The following is a 17,813-nucleotide window of genomic DNA, read 5'->3' on the forward strand; positions in this document are numbered from 1 at the left end:
CTCATCCCGGCAATACTGAATTTCTTAACAAATAAATCGGCTAAAATATAGCCATGACTGGAGGCAGTTATGAACAAACGAAGCCAAAACCAAAGTAATGCTCCTTCTAAAGAAGTTCCTAGAAAAGAGAGCGATACTAGCAGAAGAGACAGAGAAGGCAGATTTGAAAAAGAATCTTCTACTGACAGAAGTGATAGAAGTAGCAGTACCGACAAAAATAGAGAAAGAAGCAGATAGCTTCTTGACCTAAAGAGAACGAGCCCCAAAGCTCGTTTTCTTTTTTTGTTTTTGCGCAACCACCTCGGGCTCTCTTTGAACTACGCCAAATACTTTGGCATCAATCATTATCTACACCTTTCTGGAGGAAAATTCATGGAGAACAAAAAGATCCGTTATGCCGTGGTAGGTTTAGGGAATATCGCGCAAGTTGCCGTCCTTCCCGGATTCAAAAATGCGACTTCGAACTCAGAACTGGTCGCTTTAGTTTCAGGTGATGATCGAAAACTAAAAACCTTAGGAAAGAAATATAAAGTTAAAAATCTCTACAACTACAGAGATTACGACAAATGCCTGCAAAGCGGTTTGATTGATGCCGTCTACATCGCCACTCCCAACGTTAATCATCGTGCTTTCGCAGAGGAAGCTGCCCGTAACGGTATTCACGTACTGACGGAAAAACCTATGGCCGTCAACATCCACGATTGTATCAGTATGCTTAGAACGGCAAAAGAAAATGACATTAAACTGATGGTCGGTTATCGACTTCACTTCGATCCGGCCAACCTAGCTGCCGTTGAAATTGCTCAGAGCGGAAAGCTCGGAGATTTGCGTATCTTCAATTCCACTTTCTCTTTTCAAGTCACGGACCCTGAAAATATTCGCTTAAGATATGATATGGGCGGTGGTCCCCTATTTGACATCGGAATATATTGTATCAACGCTGCAAGATACTTATTCCAAGATGAACCTGTCGAGGTTTTCGCCACAGCTTTAAGTAATCCCCATGACAGTCGCTTTACAGAAGTTGAAGAAATGGCTTCCGTCACACTTCGTTTTAGAAAAGCTCGTCTTGCCAATTTCATTATCAGCTTTGGCGCGGAAGAAAGTGCTGCTTACGACTTGATCGGCACTAAAGGCCGTCTTCGCCTGGAAAACGCTTATGAATACGCAGACGACATGACTCTAAGAACGACTATTAATGAAAAAGAAACCGTCAAACATTTTAAAAAGCATGATCAATTCGGGCCGGAGCTTGAATACTTCTCAAATTGCATTCTGAATAACCAAGAACCTGAACCATCGGCCTTAGAAGGGCTTTATGATGTGCGCATTATTGATGCGATCTTTGAGTCCGCTCGTAGTAAACGTGCCGTAAAAATTGAGCACGCAAGAAAAGTAACACGTCCGAGTCGAGAACAAGAAATTCGCAAACCCGGTCATGAAAAACCTGAAACCATTAACGCAGCCAGCCCCCACGACGGCGAATAATACGGAGATTAATATGGCATCGAAAAAAACTTCAAAACCAAAAAAGACTTCTACAAAGACCCGTCCTTTTAGTGAAGACGATTACGACCATGAGGCCCCCCATCGTCACTTTGGTCGTTATCAATCCTTGGACGATGCTTCAAGATCGCCTTCTGCAGAGCGTGGCCCTCGTCGCGACCGTCAAGCCGGCAGAGAAGACGTCTATGAAGTTCGCAGAGAACGAGAAGAAAGAAGATACGAGGAACAAGGTTTCGGCAGTTCTCAGCGTAAAAGATTTCCTCGCGAAGAACTCCCTCCGCCGCATCGTCGCTGGCCTCAATCTCGTCACTAATTTTTTTACTGACTTAGCAAGTTCTTCGGCAGCCCCTTTACTATCAACTGGGCTGTCGAAGGATTTGTAGCCAATGGAACGGATTTTTCACTATCCACTCCGTTTCGTCCGTGTAAGAATAGCTTCCATGAGCACAAATGAATTAAAAATTACAGATACACTTCTTGGCAATGGAAAAGAGACTGTGAAAGGCGCTCTTCTTACGGTGCAGTATGAAGGATTCTTGGAAGATGGAACAAAGTTTGATTCTTCCTATGACCATGGCCGCCCATTTCAATTTGTGATCGGTTCAGGCCGGGTGATCAAAGGATGGGATCAAGGACTTATGGGAATGAAAGAAGGCGGCAAACGCACTCTTCACATTCCTGCTCATTTAGCCTATGGAGAAAGACAAAAAGGCCTTATCACGCCAAACTCCAATCTTATTTTTTATGTTGAACTGCTGGAAGTCCGCCCCCGTGAATAAAAATTTTCTTTTAACGCTTCTTGCTCTTTTAATCTTTGCAGGATGTGCACACTCTGGCGCCTCTCATTACGAAAAGTATCCGAAAACCCCTGCCATACCTTTCAATGATGCGATTTTAGATTTCTATTCAACCAAAGATCCTTACGGCGAATTTTCTAACTTTGCTCTCTTCCCTGTTTTCGTTGATGGGGAATGGTGGCCGACAAGCGAGCACTACTATCAAGCTCACAAGTATGAGCAAAAAGATCTCAAGAAATGGGTTCAAGAAGCTCCGACTCCCTATGAAGCCGCCCAAAGAGGACGCGACAAAAATATTCCTAAAAGAGCCGATTGGGAGCAGCGCAAAGACGAATTCATGGAAAAAGCGGTCTGGGATAAGTTCACTCGTTATCCCGTCCTCAAAGAACTCTTAGTGTCCACGGGAACTGCGCGAATTTATGAGCACACTCAAAATGACTGCTACTGGGGCGACTGCGGTGACCGTACGGGAAAAAATAAATTGGGCCTTTTGCTCGAAAAAATCAGAGAGTCTTTAAAAACTCCCTAACTCAATTTACGGAAACCAGAACTCACGTAGAGCAACATTTGGCAAAAGCTAAAGAAGTTCAAGCAACGTTAACTAAGTAATTTCAATAAGAAAATGTTCTAGATTTCTCTAGAACATTTCTTTCATCTTTGCAGAATAGTTCTGCTGCTACTTCATAATATAGCCAAAGTTTCTCACAGTATAAACTAATGGCGTTGAAAAATCTTTTTCGATCTTCCCTCTGAGTCTGCAAACCAAAACGTCGACCACATTCGTATTGGGATCAAAATCATAGTTCCAAACTTCCTTAAGGATCATTTTTTTACTGATGACCTTTTCAGGGTTAGAAACAAAAAGACAGAGCAAACGGAATTCTCTTTCCTGAAGATCTATCACTTTGCCTGCACGAGTGACTTGTCTTTTCAGTCGATTGATCTGCAAGTCTTTAAATTGAAAATGAACGGACTCTTTCGCTCCTTGCGAGCGCTTCACAAGATTCTTCGTTCGAATTTCCAACTCTGTTATATCAAATGGTTTACAAAGATAGTCGTCACAGTTGCTAAGACCTTTCAAACGATCTTCTAAATTTTGAAAGGCACTTAAGATAAGAATAGGCGTATCATGTCCCTTGTCGCGAAAAGACTTCGCAAAGGTAAATCCATCCATCCCCGGCAAAGTCAGATCCAAAATGATAGCATCATAGTGATCTTGGGTTACTCTCTCGAAAGCTCTTAATCCATTTGCTTCCATGTCCACTGTAATGCCTGATGCTGCCAATCCCCTTGATACATGAGTTGCAATTTCATGATCGTCTTCCACGACTAAATATCTCATTATCCCCCACCCTTTTGTTTTGTGTGACATATTCATATAGGTGAAGGTCAACAAATTCATTTTATATTTGATAGATTAAGCAGTCTTAATTATAAATTGAACAAAGTTTAGAATGAAAAACTACTTCGATACCATAGTTCCTATCGTGCAGTTCAAGACGAGCGGAGAGCCTTTTTGATCTACGGTTGAGTAAACCAACTGACCATTCTTCCCACGTAAATCACGAGCGACAATGCTCTTTCCAGCTTTCGAGGTCACATGCAGCGCAATGATCGGCTCCGTCACTGAATGAGGCACCGAAAATCCAAATGTAATACCATTGATATGGGCCAATGTTTGCACTTCTTCCGGAACAGCTTCAAAATTGAGAATCAGAGGTGGCAGGAGTTGTTGTGTGACTTCCCCATTATTCACTGACGAAAGAGTGCAGCGAATAAAAATTGCAGAGTCTTCCTCATGATCATGAACTATGTGCGCCAAAGCCACAGAAGAAAGATTTAAAGATACACATGCACATGCCAAACTTAATAGCTTCATTATCGACTCCTTTAAAATTTATGGAAGGTGGATGGTTTTAGCATGTGTGCCTCCTTTATTCTCGTTTTATCCCTGTAATAGTCTTGCCAAGCTCTCGAGTGGGAATTACGATTTTCGAATGAAATACAAAGCCCTCTCCATTGTTTATCCAAACGGCTCTCGCATCGCTCGCGGAGAAAAAACTATTGAGGTCCGATCCTGGATGCCTCCTGAGGGTTTTGAAGGCGATCTTCTAATCGTCGAAAACTACAACTTCCTAAGAAAAGAAGGTGAGACTGATCCCGAAGGAAAACCTGTGGCATTGGTTAAGATTAAAAACGTCAGACCCTTCATGGCGGGAGATATTCTTGCGGCCTGTGCTACAAAGTGGGAGCCGGGTTATTACTCTTGGGAACTCACTGACGTCCGCCCTATCAGTTCGAGTGAAAATGTTTTGGCGGCTAGGCAAATTTATGAAGTCGATCTAAATGATATCAGACTCGCTAAACCAGAGGATATCGAGCAACTTGCCAAGCTTCGTGTCCTGATGCAGCAGGAAGTTAACAATATTCCAGATAGTCAGATTACCAACGATTATCTGAATTCCGTGAAAAGCTATTTCCGTGAATCATTATCAGACAAAAGTTATATATCTTCCGTTGCCGTTGTCGATGGAAGAATCGTTGCCGCAGCAGGCCTGGTATTTTATCAAAAGCCGCCTTCCTTGCCGTCAGGCTCGGGGCTCGTTGGGTATTTAACAAATGTCTATACACTTCCTGAATATAGAAAACGTGGCCTAGGCAGCAGAATGATTGATCTTCTTATTAAAGAAGCCAAATCAATGAAAGCCGTGAAAATTCATCTCGGCGCCACAGAAGACGGCAAAGATATTTATGAAAAGCTTGGCTTCAAGCCGGTGCGCTTCGCCGCTTTGGAATTGAACCTTTAGGATCAACAATGGAAACGCGCAAAGGGATCGACGGAAAAGTCGGCATCTTAATTAAGTGGAGGATTCCACTTTTCCCAATCCTTGGGAGGTCCGGCGTTCAGTTGAAAAATCAACGCGGACTTCGCTTTTTCTCCGGGCGGATCTGGAGTTGCAAACTCGACTCCTCCCCTTAACAACGCATCAAAAGAACTGAGTTTTACTTCCGACTTAAGCAATCCGATTTTCGCCTGAAATCCAGCCTTACGCCAAAAGACGGTGTTGGTACGAATAAGTTTTGCGTGCTCCCAAGGCACACGAATCTGCATGACAACGGACTGTGCTGTTTTTGAAAGATGAACTCTTGAAACAGAGCCCACATTCAGTCCTCTATAGAAAACGGGATCACCCTCCCCCACCGATTCTATGTTTCGCGCTTCTAATTTAAAAGGGGCGGTATCTTCCAGTGGATCTTTCAACCCCGAACCTTCATCGCGACCTGTGAACTCCAATTTTTTATCACCGTGTCCCGGTGCCGCGCCAATATAACTTCCTTCGACTAAAGTTTCTAAGCCACGGATCTCTTCAAAACTAATTCGGGGAGATTCAATCCAAAACTTGGCTCCCTCTTTGGCAAAGTTCTCGGCATCACGATCAAGATCCGCTCGAACGACAACCTTTTTTTGATCAGGCGCAATTGAGACCTCACTGACTCTCCCAATTTGCACTCCGCGAAAGCGCAACTCTGTTTTGTTGGGTTTAATCCTCGTGCCTTGTTCAAAATAAATCGTGATTGTCGGACCTCGATGCCGGTAGTAATCCCAAAACAACCAACCTGCAATTAGGACGGCAAAGAGAGGGAATAGCCAAAGGTACCACGTCGACTTAATGTTGTTCATCATCGTGCTCCCAAAGAACCTTTGGATCGAAATAAGCGGAAGAAAGCATTGTGAAAATAACCACCAAAGCAAACACTCCCGAACCTATTTCTGGCTCAGCATGGGCCCAATGTCCCATCTTCATCACGGCGACAAGAACAGCCAGCAAAAAAATGTCTAACATCGACCAGCGACCAATCGCTTCGACAATAAGATAAAGCTTGGTTTTGAGTCTGCGATTTTGTCCGTTTTGTGCCGTAAACCCCAGATAAAAGAGGATCACTAGTTTCACAAAAGGAATTAGAATACTCGCTAAAAAAATGATAATCGCGATTCCCCACGATCCGGCATCGACTAAGGAAACGATCCCTTGCCAAATTGTTGAGGTATTTCTGTTTCCGTACATTTCCAAACTCATAAAAGGAAAAAAGTTTGCGGGAATATAAAGAATTAAAGCCGTAATCGCGAAGGCCAGAGTTATTTGTAAGGTGTCTGCTTTTCTCACTCTGTTCGTAGTTCCACAACGTGAACATGCAACAAAGGAGGAATCCCCTTCGGGGCGCGGAAGAATTTCTCCACAGATCTTGCATGTCGAATGAGAGGGCCCTTTTTCAGCCATTCTTTTATTCTAGCCTTTGAATTAAAGCCGTCATGAAAAGACAAAGAAGGTGTTGAGAACCATTAAAAAAGGGAGATGGCCTCTCCCTCAAACCAGACTATGGATGTCTATCTTGATACTTAACATCTTTTCTTCTGCCACCTTCTTCAGAAGATTTTGCGATATCTTTGGCGCCATTATTTTTTAGAATAGTTTCCGCTTTATCAGCCCATTCGCTGTCGTCGACATGAACTGATAATAAAATTCCGCCGTTTTTCACCATGCTCTCATATCTTTTGGCTTCATACTCTGGCATACCAAGACCAACAAGGGCACCAACCAGTCCTCCCGCGGCACCACCAACACCCACTCCTGCAAGAGCACTCATGATAGGACCCGCAGCAACCAAAGGCCCTAGAGCCGGAATCGTAGCAATGGCTCCGACGCCAACAAGCCAACCTAAAGCTCCACCAAGAACTGCACCAGTACCACCGCCGATAGCTGCACCTTCGGGCGCTTTCGTTCCTTTTTCATGAGCAAACTTTTTAGAGTCACCTTTATCAGCCATTAAGACTGAAATATCAGAGTTTCTAAAATTTGCGGTTCTCAGATTTTCGACACACGCTTCAAGACTTGCACGAGTTTCAAAAATGCCGAATACGGCTTTATGTCCTTTTTCCATATTTCCTCCTGTTATTTTGAAATTGTTGTTTCGTTGACGACGGGTGTTTTACCAGCAACACTTTTTGCAATTTCGCCCACCTTCTGCTGTTCGGCACTTGAAGCCACAGCTCCCTTCAAGGTGACCTTGCCGTTCTCGCTGATAATTTTAATATTGTGGGCATTCACGCTCAGTGAACGATCCTCTATGATTTTTTGACGAATGTTGCGAGTGATTTCGGTATCTTTGATTGTCATTTTTTGTTCTTCCGCCGTTTTCCCAGGATAGGAATCCACAGCGAAGCCATTACTGCTGAATAAAGCAATGGCCATGACACAAACGATGTATTTCATAAAACCTCCAATAGAGGCTCAATGAAATACGAACTTAAGTTATGAAACAACCTAGTAAGGAATAATACATTTTTTGAGGTTCATCGGATGCTGCTCTACAGGAGTTTTGCATCCAGACACCTGAAGACTTGAATCGTTAAGAGCTTCCACGACGAGCTTACCTTTAGATTTATCGGCCCAGTAATACTCACCAGGAGATAAAATGATATCACGCCCTTCTTCGGGTTGTGTAACCCACAAGGCCCCAGTGAGGCAGGTAATGCCTATGTCTTGTTTTGATTGCGTATAGATCTCACCTTTTAATAACTGAAAGTGATCTGCTTTTCGCATAACAACTCCTAAGATCTAATTTATGCCATTTTCGCAAATGGATACAGATTCAGTTCGCTGAATTTTTGATGGGTACAGTTTCCTATTAAGCAAATAATGAGGTATATTAGAATCATGACAAACAAAGACCAGCTTCTTTACGAGACAGTGGCCAAGGAAATCGAATCCCAAATTCAATTGGGAGCACTTCGTTCGGGCGAGAAAATTGCCTCCGTACGACAGCAAAGTAAACTCTTTAACGTCAGTATCAATACAGTATTGCAGGCCTACATACTGCTCGAACGCCGTGGTGTTATTGAGTCTCGCCCGCAATCTGGTTTTTATGTTGCGAGCCCTTTGGCGACAGAAGAAGTTCGACCAGAAACAGAGGTTCAAGCAAAGCCAGCCCCCATTCATATTCCCGACTTGGTTGCTGATCTTTTTGAAGCCGCCGCCAGTGACAAGTATGTTTTACTAGGAGCGGCCTGCCTGTCTCCGGAACTTCATCCCAACGAAGCAGTTGCGCGCATCACACGATCCGTTCTGCGCACTCATATCGACGTCAACGCGAAATATGAATTCGCTCCTGGACATCTTCCACTCAGACAGCAAATCTCTAAAAGACTTATCCGAACCGGGCATAAAGTGGCTGCTTCTGATGTGCTTATCACCAACGGAGCTTTGGATTCTCTGCACATGGCTTTAAGAGCCATTCTAAAACCGGGCGACACCATTCTGATTGAATCACCAAACTACTTTGGAATTTTGCAATCCATCGCAAGCCTAGGTTTTAAAGTCATTGAGGTGCCGGCTCATTCACGAATGGGTGTTGATCCTGATGACGTTAGAAAAATTCTTTCTAAATATAAAATTGGAGCCGCTGTTCTTATGCCCAATTTTAACAACCCTCTAGGCTCCGTGGTGCCTGATGCCAACAAGCGCGAACTTGTGAAAATATTCAGCAAGTTCGGTGTGCCAGGCATTGAAGACGACATCTATGGCGATCTTGCATTCTCAGGAGTTCGGCCCAAACTTCTTCGCGCTTTTGACGAAGAAGGTCTTGTCGTTTCATGCTCCTCGTTCTCAAAAACTATTTCCCCCGGATCAAGAACGGGATGGGTTCTTCCTGGAAAATTTGCGAAAGAAATGAGTCGTGTGCAACGAAGCAGTACGGTGGGTTCAAATCGCCTGCAACAGTTTGTGATCGCGGAATTTTTAGCGACAGGTGCTTACGAACGATATTTAAGAAAGGTTCGTCCTGTTTTACAAGAGCAACTGCACAAAGTTTCCCAATCAGTTTCAAAGCACTTTCCCGAAGAAACAAGGTTTACACAACCTCAGGGAGGATTTATGCTTTGGTTGGAGCTTCCTAAAAAGTTTGACTCACTCGAGTTATACAAAGCCGCCGTTACGAGGAAAATCAGTATCGCCCCTGGAGTGATCTTTTCTGCCAATGGAAACTACCGTAACTATTTGCGTATAAATTGCGGAAGACTGTGGAAGCCAGAAATCGATGCGGCGATTAAGACTTTGGGGACTCTGGCGAAGCAACAGCTTTAAGACCAAGCCTACATGGGACGAAGTCTATAAACTAGCTTCTTCGTCCTCTTTAGAGTTCCACTCAAGGAGAGACATCTCAGACGTCTTCGTCCAGTCGATGTTGACCTTTCTGAGAATACGAATAGAGACCTCATCGCCGCTCACTGTCCAAAGCAGAGTGTCGCCTTTTGCGATCCCCAATGCTCTTCGAACTCGCGCAGGAATTGTTGTTTGATTTTTCTTTGAGGCTTTTGAAGTTGCACCTGTTTTGCTCATAACTCACCCCTCCTTAGAGAATAAGGTGTGAAAAGTGCGTTGTCGAATGACTCTTTAAAGACAAGCCACAAACGATGCCCATACCAGTCCAAGGTCGTAGGTGTTGAAATTTATTTCTTAGTAGGAAGCCACACTTGAAAATACATCATCGCCCAAAACAAAATTCCTGATGTCAAAACCGGAATTAAAAATCCACCGTATCCAAAACGGCTAAAGGCATATCCACCCAAAACTGAACCAAAGCCAAAAAAGAAAATGATTCCGAGCCTCATCATTGTCGCTTTCCATTCATTTTCCGTATGATCGCCCAATTTTCGATGATTCAGAATTCGGATGAGGCCAATACCTAAATCTGTCGTTATCCCCGTGAGGTGACTGGTGCGAATGACAGATTTTGAAACCGTCGTGATTGTCCCGTTTTGCGTACCACAAATCAGACATAGCAGCATTAACAATACATACCCATGTATTGACTGCAGTGGTTCACCGAATATTCCAAAATACCCCAGAAGGCCACCAGCAAATACAACTAACGTAAGTAAAAAAACCAAACCAAACGCGATATAGTATTTTGGTTTTTTGTGAAGTTTCAATCTTAGATCGACAAGCTGTCCGCTCAACATGGCTCCGAACAGAAAGAACAGAGGCACTACCAGCATCCCCCATGCGTGCAGTTCATCTCCTTGACTAACTTCATAACCAAAAAAAGTCGCAAATCCCGTGACGTGAGAAACGAAGCGGTGACACGCCATGAATCCGCCAATGTTTAACAATCCGGCTTGAAAAGCCATGAGCATCCAAACTGAGATATTACTTCGAGTATAGTGGGATATTGATTCATTACCATAAAGCATAGATAGGAACCCTTGAGGACTGAGTCTTCTTATAGAAAAGCATCCTAACTTCAATCAGCTATTACTGCAACAAGTTGCAGTAATAGCTTGACCGATGCCGCTCGAAATGCGATCAAGAACGACTCAACGTGGCTTTTTTTTAATACACTGAACAGGAAGAGGCTGTGTCCTACATAATACCTGAAGAGCTTTACTACACAAAAAATCACGAATGGCTGCAAGTGGATGAGAACTTAGTCACAGTCGGCCTCACCGAGCATGCTCTCGATCAACTCGGAGAAGTCCTCTACTTAGATCTTCCCGAAGACGGGCAACACGCCGCTCCTGGGCAAGTTTTAGGCTCCATTGAAAGTGTCTTAAGAATCCATGATCTTGCCTCTTCGATTAACGGCACTGTACTAGAGGTCAACTTGTCCCTAACGGAGGATCCTAATGCGATTAACGATGATCCTCTCGGAGAAGGATGGCTATTCAGAATAGAAATGGACAGCGAACGTGATCTTGTGGGTTTGATGAGATCGAAAGAATATCGAGAATTTCTAGAAAAGTTGGGAACGCCATAAAAAGTTTCGACAGAAGGAAAAAACGATGAGCGACGATTCTCAAGATAAAGCAACCCGTGACCTTTTGTCGGAAAAATTTGAAAGCCCTCCAATTCTCCCTCTCGAACTCATTCAACATCTCAAATCAGGTGTTCCATTAGACGATAACGAGTTCGACCAGATACTTCCCCCTCTCTTCCGCTTTCTCTCGCCCGTGCATTGGACTTCGATCAAAGTAGCTCAAACTCTTGCAGAGTGGCTACAGCCCTACAAAGGCAAAAAGTTTATCGACCTCGGAAGTGGCGTTGGAAAACTTTGTATTCTCCTTCGTCTATTGACCGATTTAGAAATCTACGGCGTAGAACAACGCCGAAATTTAGTCGCGATTAGCGATGAAATCGTAAGCGTAAACAATTTAGATAGAGTTAAATTTTCCAATGGAAATCTTATTGATTTGAATTGGGCGGATTACGACATTTACTACCTCTACAATCCTTTTCAGGAACATGTATCGGCTCTGAATGCCTTTTTGATCGACAGCAACATTAAAATGAGTACAGACCACTACCGCCAATATATTGCGAAGGTGTCTGAAGAACTCAAGAAAGCAAAAGAGGGAACTGTTTTAATTACCTATCACGGTTACGGTGGCTCCACGAACAAGTTCTGGAAGTTAATACACAGCCAGTTCATTGAAGGAGGATTTCTTTGTATGTGGATCAAAGACTCAAAACAATCAAACACCAGAACCACTTCAGTTCCTTCATTTTTCAAATTCTTTTCTGAAGAATCCTAATAGGATCTGTGATACTTATCTGACGGGAGAAAAAATCTGATGAGAAAACATAAGGACCTGGTTCTTTATTTAAAGTCACACGGCCTTCGCATGACCTCTTCAAAAAAGATGCTGATCCAGTTTTTCTTGGACAACCAACATCGTCATATTCCTTTTCAGGAGCTTCAAGACTTCATGGGTAAACATCTACCCGATGTCGATCGAACCACTATCTATAGAAATATTGAGAAGTTTATAGCCTTAGAGGTCATACAAGAACTCTCCCTTCCTAAAAAGGGCAAAATCTTTCAATACATCTTCGACAAGAAGGCGCACCATTATTACATCTGCAAATCGTGTAGTAAGATTATCAAAGGTAATGATGATCTATTTAAAAAAATTGAAAAAGCCCTTAAAGATATCCACGACTTCTCTAAGGCAAATCTATCGGTTGTATTTTACGGCTATTGCTCAAAATGCGACCCCAAAACAAAGGGAGTCTAACTCATGGGCGCTGAAGTCATACTTGGGGCTATTTTCATTTTTATTCTGATCTCTTTTATCGCGGGACTTTTTCTTTTTCCACGCGTGTTTGGCATCTCGAAAGATTCCCACGAAGATAGTGAACAGAAAAAGTAGCACGACATCTTTTTCTTTGGTCTTAGATTTTTGTTCTTCTGAGCCTCAAAGCATTGCCAATTACAGAGACCGAGCTTAGTGCCATTGCTGCGCTTGCAAACATAGGGCTTAAAAGAATCCCGAATGCAGGAAATAATATACCAGCTGCAACTGGCACTCCGGCAAAATTATAAATAAATGCAAAGAATAAGTTTTCGCGGATATTTCTCATCGTGACTGAGCTTAAGTTACGAGCACGAACAATCCCTAAGAGATCTCCCTTGATCAAAGTAACTCCCGCACTTTCAATTGCCACATCCGTTCCATGTCCCATGGCAATGCCTACATGAGCTTGTGCCAAACCTGGAGCATCATTAACGCCATCTCCAGCCATCGCGACAACGCGACCTTCCTTTTGCAGATCCTCGACAATTTTCCTTTTTTGATCTGGAAGTACGTCTGACACTACTTTTTTTATGCCAATCTTCTCTGCCACAGCCATTGCCGTGACCTGGTTGTCTCCGGTCAACATTATCACTTCGATCCCGTGATTTTGAAGTGTTCGTACAGCTTCAGGCGTCGTTCCTTTAATCTTGTCCATCACGGATATAAAGCCTAAGACTTCCGTATCCGACATAAGGACCATCACAGTTTGGCCTTCTTTTCTCATAGCACCGATTTGTCCCTCAAAAGCGGAGAGATCAAATCCTAACTCTGAAGCCCATTTTGCATTTCCAACAGAGTATCTTTTACCTTCGACCCCGCCCGAAATGCCTTTTCCCGTTGTCGATTTAAAATCTTGAATTTCAATATCAAATTTAATTTTTCTTTCTTCCGCGCCTTTTGCGATCGCCTGTGCCAAAGGATGCTCACTGGAACGCTCAATGGCTGCAGCAATTCGCAAAACTTCATCCTCAGATAAACCTGAAATCGAAATGACATTTGAAAGAGTGGGTTTACCTTCCGTCAGAGTTCCCGTTTTATCTACCACCAAGGTATTTATTTTAGAAAAAATCTCAAGCGCCTCAGCGTCCTTAATCAAGATACCATTCTGGGCTCCCCGCCCAACTCCCACCATAATTGACATGGGTGTCGCGAGGCCCAAAGCGCAAGGACAGGCAATAATTAATACTGCAATGGCATTAACGACCGCATAAGTCATCCTTGGTTCTGGTCCTACAAAGTACCACACCAAGAAAGCAATGGCGGCGGTAACAACCACAGCGGGAACAAAATAACTGGAGGCAATATCAGCGACTTTTTGAATCGGAGCCCTGCTACGTTGAGCTTCTGATACCATTTTCACAATTTGCGAAAGAAGTGTGTCAGAACCAACTTTTTCAGCCAGCATAACAAAGGAACCCGTGCCGTTGAGTGTTCCACCAGTGACCTTAGATTCCTTGGTTTTTTCAACTGGAATCGGCTCACCCGTAATCATTGATTCGTCAATCGAACTCTGACCATCAACGATAACCCCATCTACCGGAATTTTTTCTCCGGGTTTCACTCGAAGAAAATCTCCCTTAACAACTTCCGATAAATCAATAAGTTCTTCATGGCTATCGCGAATTCTTAATGCCTTTTTCGGTGCCAGCCCCAAAAGCGCTTTGATCGCTCCTGATGTTTGCTTGCGGGCCTTTAACTCAAGAACTTGACCTAGCAACACGAGAGTGATGATCGCTGCCGCTGCCTCAAAATAAACACCGACTTCTCCCGTGTGCTGATTTTTCATGATTTCTGGAAACAGTTTAGGAAATAGCGTCGCCACAACGCTATATGCATAGGCTACAGCCGTGCCCATTGCGATTAACGTAAACATGTTAAGCTTCCAAGTTTTTATCGAAACCCAACCCCTTTGAAACAGGGGGTATCCCGCCCACAAGACCACGGGTGTTGCAAGAACGAGTTGAATAAGGTTCAAAGAAACGTAATTTGAAATGACATGAATACTTAGTACCGAAATCATTTCGGCCATCGCAAGTAAAACAAGGGGTATAGTAAAATACAATGATCCCTTAAAGCGGCGGTTCATGTCCTTTAACTCTGCATCTTCGCCTTCTTCAAGATTGGGCTGAAGGGGCTCAAGAGCCATGCCACAAATCGGACAGCTTCCTGGCTTATCTTGTCTAATCTGAGGATGCATCGGGCAGGTGTAAACTGTCTTGGAATCTAACGAAGCCGTATTTATGGGACGTGGTACTTTTTGATCTTGATTATGATGTTGGTGGTGATGGTGTTCGTGAGAACCATGAGGGCCATTTTTCATTACCAACCTCCCCTTTACAATTTCAGAATTATCAAATCCTCGCACAACTTATTGAGACTAACGAACCTTCAGTAAAATCACGAGCAGAACAATCAAAAGCATGACTTGAATCAGTGAAAAACGCACAAGCACCTGGGTGTTCGACCAGCCTTTGTTGTGTCGAACATGATCATGCAGCGGGAAACGAATTGTTCGGAATAAAGAAAATTTTAAGAAACGCAACAAAGCGACTTTCACTAGGCCAGTCCCACCATTGACCAGCAACACGGTAGAGACAATTAAAATTGTAAATGGATTGCCGGATTTGATAACGATGACTCCCATTAAAAATCCTAAAGCCCGCGACCCTGCATCGCCCATTAACAGCATCGAAGGATTGGCGTTGTACCACAGATACCCCAAAATACATCCGACCATGGCAAATGCCATCATTCCCCAAACAGCTCCGTCTTGATAATGTGGAAGCAGCAAGTAGTTGGCGATGTCTTTGTGACCTACCACAAAGTACAAAAGCAAACCCAAGATGGCAAAAGCCAGAACAGATAAAGTTCCCGAAAGACCATCGACTCCATCACTGCAATTGGTGCAATTGATAGAAGTCCAAATTAAAATGGCCGAGAAAGGAATAAACACAATGGGCGGAATCATAAAAGACGTCGGCGTAAACGGGAGCCATATTTGCACGGCCTGCATTTCACAAAGCAAAGCAGCCGTACCCACCGCTAAAAAAACATCCAGCAACGCTTTCTTATATTCTCCCCATGAATCAACCGAGCGATCGTCGAAGTAGCCTGACAACATAGCCAAGAAAGTCAGTGCTAAAATTCCCCAAGCCTGCAGCGATGGCGGCAGCAAAACAAGTTGAATGAACGTGAAAATCGAAACAAAGATCACTCCCGCACCAGTAGGCTTTCCTTTTGAAGCGCCACTTTGAATCGCATGCGCACGACCACGATCAGTAGGAAGTAAGCCCATCAACACAGGCAGGAAATAAAACGTCAGAACAAAACAAAGTACGGTACTCAAACCACCAAGAAACAAATGAGACGTGAAAAGACGAAAGGGACCGTAATAGTGTTCAAGCGCTTGTCCAAGCCAGTATAGCAAGTGGTCTCCCTTATGAGATTTATATTTATCTCTAATAATTTAATTTCAGGGGATCACTCATTGTCAAGGGCACCTTGAGGGAATAGCAAAACTAATGATGCACCTAGAATTGAGATACTAGAACCATTTTGACACTGCAAGAACTCGCGGACTCATCGACATCCTCTTACTTTACATATGCCCATATAATGAGCCCAATTGCGAGAGCAAGTAAAACATATCCAAAGAAATAACGTACATTTTCCTTGGTCGTCATTCCCTCCACTCCCCATTCAATCAACTTTCGAGATCGTTTCTTAAGACTAATCTTAGATTTAAGAACAAGATAAGCACCGATGAAAAGCATTACAGAGATAAGAAACCGTTCCGACCCAATCAGAGGTAAAAATATGGCAAATAGAGCTCCCAATGAAGGAATTCCAAGATGTATCCAAGCATTTATCTTCCATTCCCGCTCCATAGCTCCTTCTTACAACGATTTGCAATCACTCTTCTGAACTCGAAAGCTTCCCACTTGTTCTTTCTTTGAGTCTAGATATCTATATTCAACTGGAACCTTGTAGTCATTCATCAGAGACGTAGCAAATTTGTCACTGCATGCGCCTTTAAGCAGATGATCTTTCATCGACGATTGTCTCGCCGTGAATACCTCTTTCTCAAGAGAGATAGTATATATGTAGGAAAAGACGCCACTCTTATATTCAGCATCCACAAGCATGGTATATTGATCAACCATCATGGGTAGCTGCTTTTTAAGTTCTATAGCTACAGTAGAAAGATCAGCTTTTTGCGGCACCCAGATATACTGAGCGACAGCAAACCCAATAACCCCACCAACAATCGTCCCACCAAACGTCAAAGCCTTCTTTAAAGCTTCATTCATTCCAACCACCCGCTACATCAAGTAGTTACTTATCGGAATAAATTCCCCACAGTTTAGCCCAAAGACCTGTCTCAGAATGAACCCCAATATTGAAATAAATTATTTCCTGTATGTTCCGACCCAAATGAATTTAGCCAGAGCGAAATAATCACAACAGTGCCCCCAGAACTTGGATAAAATTTTGCCGATTCTGATTGCCTTAATTTTTGCTATCGCTTTTATCTACACCATAATTTTTCTTAAGATCCACAACGACGAATTCTGGAAGGGCATTAAGTCTCACAGGGAAAATGCTAGTCCCAATTCCCTTGCTTACAAAAAGAGACCCGTACTTAAAATCAACCCATCCTTCTGCCCATTCTCTCGGAGCATCGCCAATTGTAAAGATAGCTCCAACTCCAGGCACAAAAACTTGTCCTCCATGAAGATGTCCCGCCAGCGCCAAATCAAATTTATTTTTAGCCTGAAATATCGCTGCCGGATCATGCATAAATAAAATTTGAGGATCGGCAGTATTAACCTTCGAAAGAGAAAGACGAATATCAGAGTGATTGGTAAAATCATCTCCAACTCCTACAAGCCAAAAATGATTGTTTGGGTCAATCGAAATGAGTTCCGCCTCATTCTCTAAAACCTTGATACCGTTTTTCTTTAAAACCTGATTGATATGTTCACCATCATCCCACCAATCATGGTTTCCCAAAACAGCATATACCCCAAGACGCGCGTTTAGCTTTTTTAAAAGATCAGCGATCTTTTCAATCGGAATATAGGATCCGCCAATTATACCGGTGATTACCAAATCCCCACCAATCAAAACAATATCCGGCTGCATCTTATTGATTCGTGAAATCAAGTCTTCGATGTAACTTTCCGTAATGTACGGAGCACCAGCATGCAAATCAGAGAAAAATGCAATACGCAGAGGAGATACGGGCCATTTCGAAACTTCAACGTCTCGTTGAATCAAAAGTCCTGGTTCAATTGCTACAGACCAGACAAGAATTAGAAGCCCGATGGATATAAGGGCTGTAAATGCTTTTTTCAAAGTTTTCATCCACCTAAGGA

At 43.2% G+C, this 17,813-nt stretch carries 23 protein-coding genes; 10 read left to right on the top strand and 13 right to left on the bottom strand.

All coding sequences use genetic code 11. The annotated features are described in order from the left end of the window. Positions 1-69: 69 nt before the first annotated feature. From ACL934_RS11170 to ACL934_RS11190, 5 genes are all read left to right on the top strand, one after another. Positions 70-237, top strand: a complete 168-nt coding sequence (locus ACL934_RS11170) for a hypothetical protein (protein ID WP_374073474.1) — start codon at positions 70-72, stop codon at positions 235-237. A 135-nt stretch (positions 238-372) separates the two neighbouring features. Next, entirely contained in the window at positions 373-1,488 is a 1,116-nt protein-coding gene (locus tag ACL934_RS11175; RefSeq protein WP_374073475.1) for a Gfo/Idh/MocA family protein, read from the top strand. A gap of 13 nt (positions 1,489-1,501) precedes the next feature. After that, complete coding sequence (locus tag ACL934_RS11180) at positions 1,502-1,819, top strand: hypothetical protein (protein WP_374073476.1); 318 nt, start codon at positions 1,502-1,504, stop codon at positions 1,817-1,819. Positions 1,820-1,946: 127 nt separating this feature from the next. Further along, positions 1,947-2,285, top strand: a complete 339-nt coding sequence (locus tag ACL934_RS11185; RefSeq protein ID WP_374073477.1) for an FKBP-type peptidyl-prolyl cis-trans isomerase — start codon at positions 1,947-1,949, stop codon at positions 2,283-2,285. Then, positions 2,278-2,832: an NADAR family protein gene (locus tag ACL934_RS11190; RefSeq protein WP_374073478.1), complete on the top strand. Its 555-nt coding sequence runs from the start codon at positions 2,278-2,280 to the stop codon at positions 2,830-2,832. The genes ACL934_RS11185 and ACL934_RS11190 overlap by 8 nt, the downstream gene beginning before the upstream one ends. Before the next feature lie 147 nt (positions 2,833-2,979). Here the strand turns inward: ACL934_RS11190 and ACL934_RS11195 are convergent, their stop codons facing one another. Together ACL934_RS11195 and ACL934_RS11200 are read right to left on the bottom strand one after the other, a co-directional pair. Further along, positions 2,980-3,645: a response regulator transcription factor gene (locus tag ACL934_RS11195; protein WP_374073479.1), complete on the bottom strand. Its 666-nt coding sequence runs from the start codon at positions 3,643-3,645 to the stop codon at positions 2,980-2,982. Positions 3,646-3,765: 120 nt separating this feature from the next. Next, on the bottom strand, positions 3,766-4,182 hold the full coding sequence (locus ACL934_RS11200) for a hypothetical protein (protein ID WP_374073480.1): 417 nt from the start codon (positions 4,180-4,182) through the stop codon (positions 3,766-3,768). Positions 4,183-4,300: 118 nt separating this feature from the next. Between ACL934_RS11200 and ACL934_RS11205 the strand changes: the two genes are divergently transcribed. Continuing rightward, positions 4,301-5,110: a GNAT family N-acetyltransferase gene (locus ACL934_RS11205; RefSeq protein WP_374073481.1), complete on the top strand. Its 810-nt coding sequence runs from the start codon at positions 4,301-4,303 to the stop codon at positions 5,108-5,110. Positions 5,111-5,157: 47 nt separating this feature from the next. Here ACL934_RS11205 and ACL934_RS11210 read toward each other — a convergent pair whose 3' ends face one another. The 5 genes from ACL934_RS11210 to ACL934_RS11230 form a co-directional block, all read right to left on the bottom strand. After that, the gene (locus tag ACL934_RS11210; protein WP_374073482.1) at positions 5,158-5,988 is read right to left on the bottom strand and encodes an MlaD family protein; all 831 of its coding nucleotides are present in this window, start codon (positions 5,986-5,988) and stop codon (positions 5,158-5,160) included. Beyond that, positions 5,972-6,583: a paraquat-inducible protein A gene (locus ACL934_RS11215; protein ID WP_374073483.1), complete on the bottom strand. Its 612-nt coding sequence runs from the start codon at positions 6,581-6,583 to the stop codon at positions 5,972-5,974. Before ACL934_RS11215 ends, ACL934_RS11210 begins: the two co-directional genes overlap by 17 nt. A 97-nt stretch (positions 6,584-6,680) precedes the next feature. Beyond that, complete coding sequence (locus tag ACL934_RS11220) at positions 6,681-7,244, bottom strand: DUF3341 domain-containing protein (RefSeq protein WP_374073484.1); 564 nt, start codon at positions 7,242-7,244, stop codon at positions 6,681-6,683. Positions 7,245-7,255: 11 nt separating this feature from the next. Then, complete coding sequence (locus tag ACL934_RS11225; RefSeq protein WP_374073485.1) at positions 7,256-7,576, bottom strand: BON domain-containing protein; 321 nt, start codon at positions 7,574-7,576, stop codon at positions 7,256-7,258. 51 nt (positions 7,577-7,627) lie between these two features. Next, positions 7,628-7,906 carry a DUF2917 domain-containing protein gene (locus ACL934_RS11230; RefSeq protein ID WP_374073486.1) on the bottom strand — a complete coding sequence of 93 codons (279 nt, stop codon included), beginning with the start codon at positions 7,904-7,906 and terminating at the stop codon, positions 7,628-7,630. 114 nt (positions 7,907-8,020) lie between these two features. On the opposite strand from ACL934_RS11230, the gene ACL934_RS11235 reads away from it, so the two are divergent. Continuing rightward, on the top strand, positions 8,021-9,445 hold the full coding sequence (locus ACL934_RS11235; RefSeq protein ID WP_374073487.1) for a PLP-dependent aminotransferase family protein: 1,425 nt from the start codon (positions 8,021-8,023) through the stop codon (positions 9,443-9,445). Positions 9,446-9,469: 24 nt separating this feature from the next. Here the strand turns inward: ACL934_RS11235 and ACL934_RS11240 are convergent, their stop codons facing one another. Together ACL934_RS11240 and ACL934_RS11245 are read right to left on the bottom strand one after the other, a co-directional pair. After that, a complete protein-coding gene (locus ACL934_RS11240) occupies positions 9,470-9,700 on the bottom strand; it encodes an AbrB/MazE/SpoVT family DNA-binding domain-containing protein (protein ID WP_374073488.1) in 231 nt (76 codons plus the stop codon). A gap of 110 nt (positions 9,701-9,810) precedes the next feature. Then, a complete protein-coding gene (locus ACL934_RS11245) occupies positions 9,811-10,491 on the bottom strand; it encodes a YoaK family protein (RefSeq protein ID WP_374073489.1) in 681 nt (226 codons plus the stop codon). Between the two features lie 227 nt (positions 10,492-10,718). On the opposite strand from ACL934_RS11245, the gene gcvH reads away from it, so the two are divergent. From gcvH to ACL934_RS11260, 3 genes are read left to right on the top strand one after another with little or no spacing between them, the layout of a single operon-like run. After that, positions 10,719-11,117 carry a glycine cleavage system protein GcvH gene (gene gcvH, locus ACL934_RS11250; protein WP_374073490.1) on the top strand — a complete coding sequence of 133 codons (399 nt, stop codon included), beginning with the start codon at positions 10,719-10,721 and terminating at the stop codon, positions 11,115-11,117. Between the two features lie 25 nt (positions 11,118-11,142). Next, a complete protein-coding gene (locus ACL934_RS11255) occupies positions 11,143-11,892 on the top strand; it encodes a methyltransferase domain-containing protein (RefSeq protein ID WP_374073491.1) in 750 nt (249 codons plus the stop codon). Between the two features lie 39 nt (positions 11,893-11,931). After that, a complete protein-coding gene (locus tag ACL934_RS11260) occupies positions 11,932-12,375 on the top strand; it encodes a Fur family transcriptional regulator (protein ID WP_374073492.1) in 444 nt (147 codons plus the stop codon). Positions 12,376-12,532: 157 nt separating this feature from the next. Here the strand turns inward: ACL934_RS11260 and ACL934_RS11265 are convergent, their stop codons facing one another. The 4 genes from ACL934_RS11265 to ACL934_RS11280 form a co-directional block, all read right to left on the bottom strand. Beyond that, complete coding sequence (locus ACL934_RS11265) at positions 12,533-14,755, bottom strand: copper-transporting P-type ATPase (RefSeq protein ID WP_374073493.1); 2,223 nt, start codon at positions 14,753-14,755, stop codon at positions 12,533-12,535. A 57-nt stretch (positions 14,756-14,812) separates the two neighbouring features. Continuing rightward, a complete protein-coding gene (locus ACL934_RS11270; protein ID WP_374073494.1) occupies positions 14,813-15,862 on the bottom strand; it encodes a phospho-N-acetylmuramoyl-pentapeptide-transferase in 1,050 nt (349 codons plus the stop codon). A 469-nt stretch (positions 15,863-16,331) separates the two neighbouring features. Beyond that, the gene (locus tag ACL934_RS11275; protein ID WP_374073495.1) at positions 16,332-16,745 is read right to left on the bottom strand and encodes a hypothetical protein; all 414 of its coding nucleotides are present in this window, start codon (positions 16,743-16,745) and stop codon (positions 16,332-16,334) included. A gap of 199 nt (positions 16,746-16,944) precedes the next feature. Next, positions 16,945-17,793 (bottom strand): metallophosphoesterase, encoded by an 849-nt coding sequence (locus tag ACL934_RS11280; RefSeq protein ID WP_374073496.1) that lies wholly within the window; start codon positions 17,791-17,793, stop codon positions 16,945-16,947. Positions 17,794-17,813 lie beyond the last annotated feature (20 nt).

It is taken from the genome of Bdellovibrio sp. HCB-110 (assembly GCF_047323225.1).
In the GTDB taxonomy this organism is placed as follows: Bacteria; Bdellovibrionota; Bdellovibrionia; order Bdellovibrionales; family Bdellovibrionaceae; genus Bdellovibrio.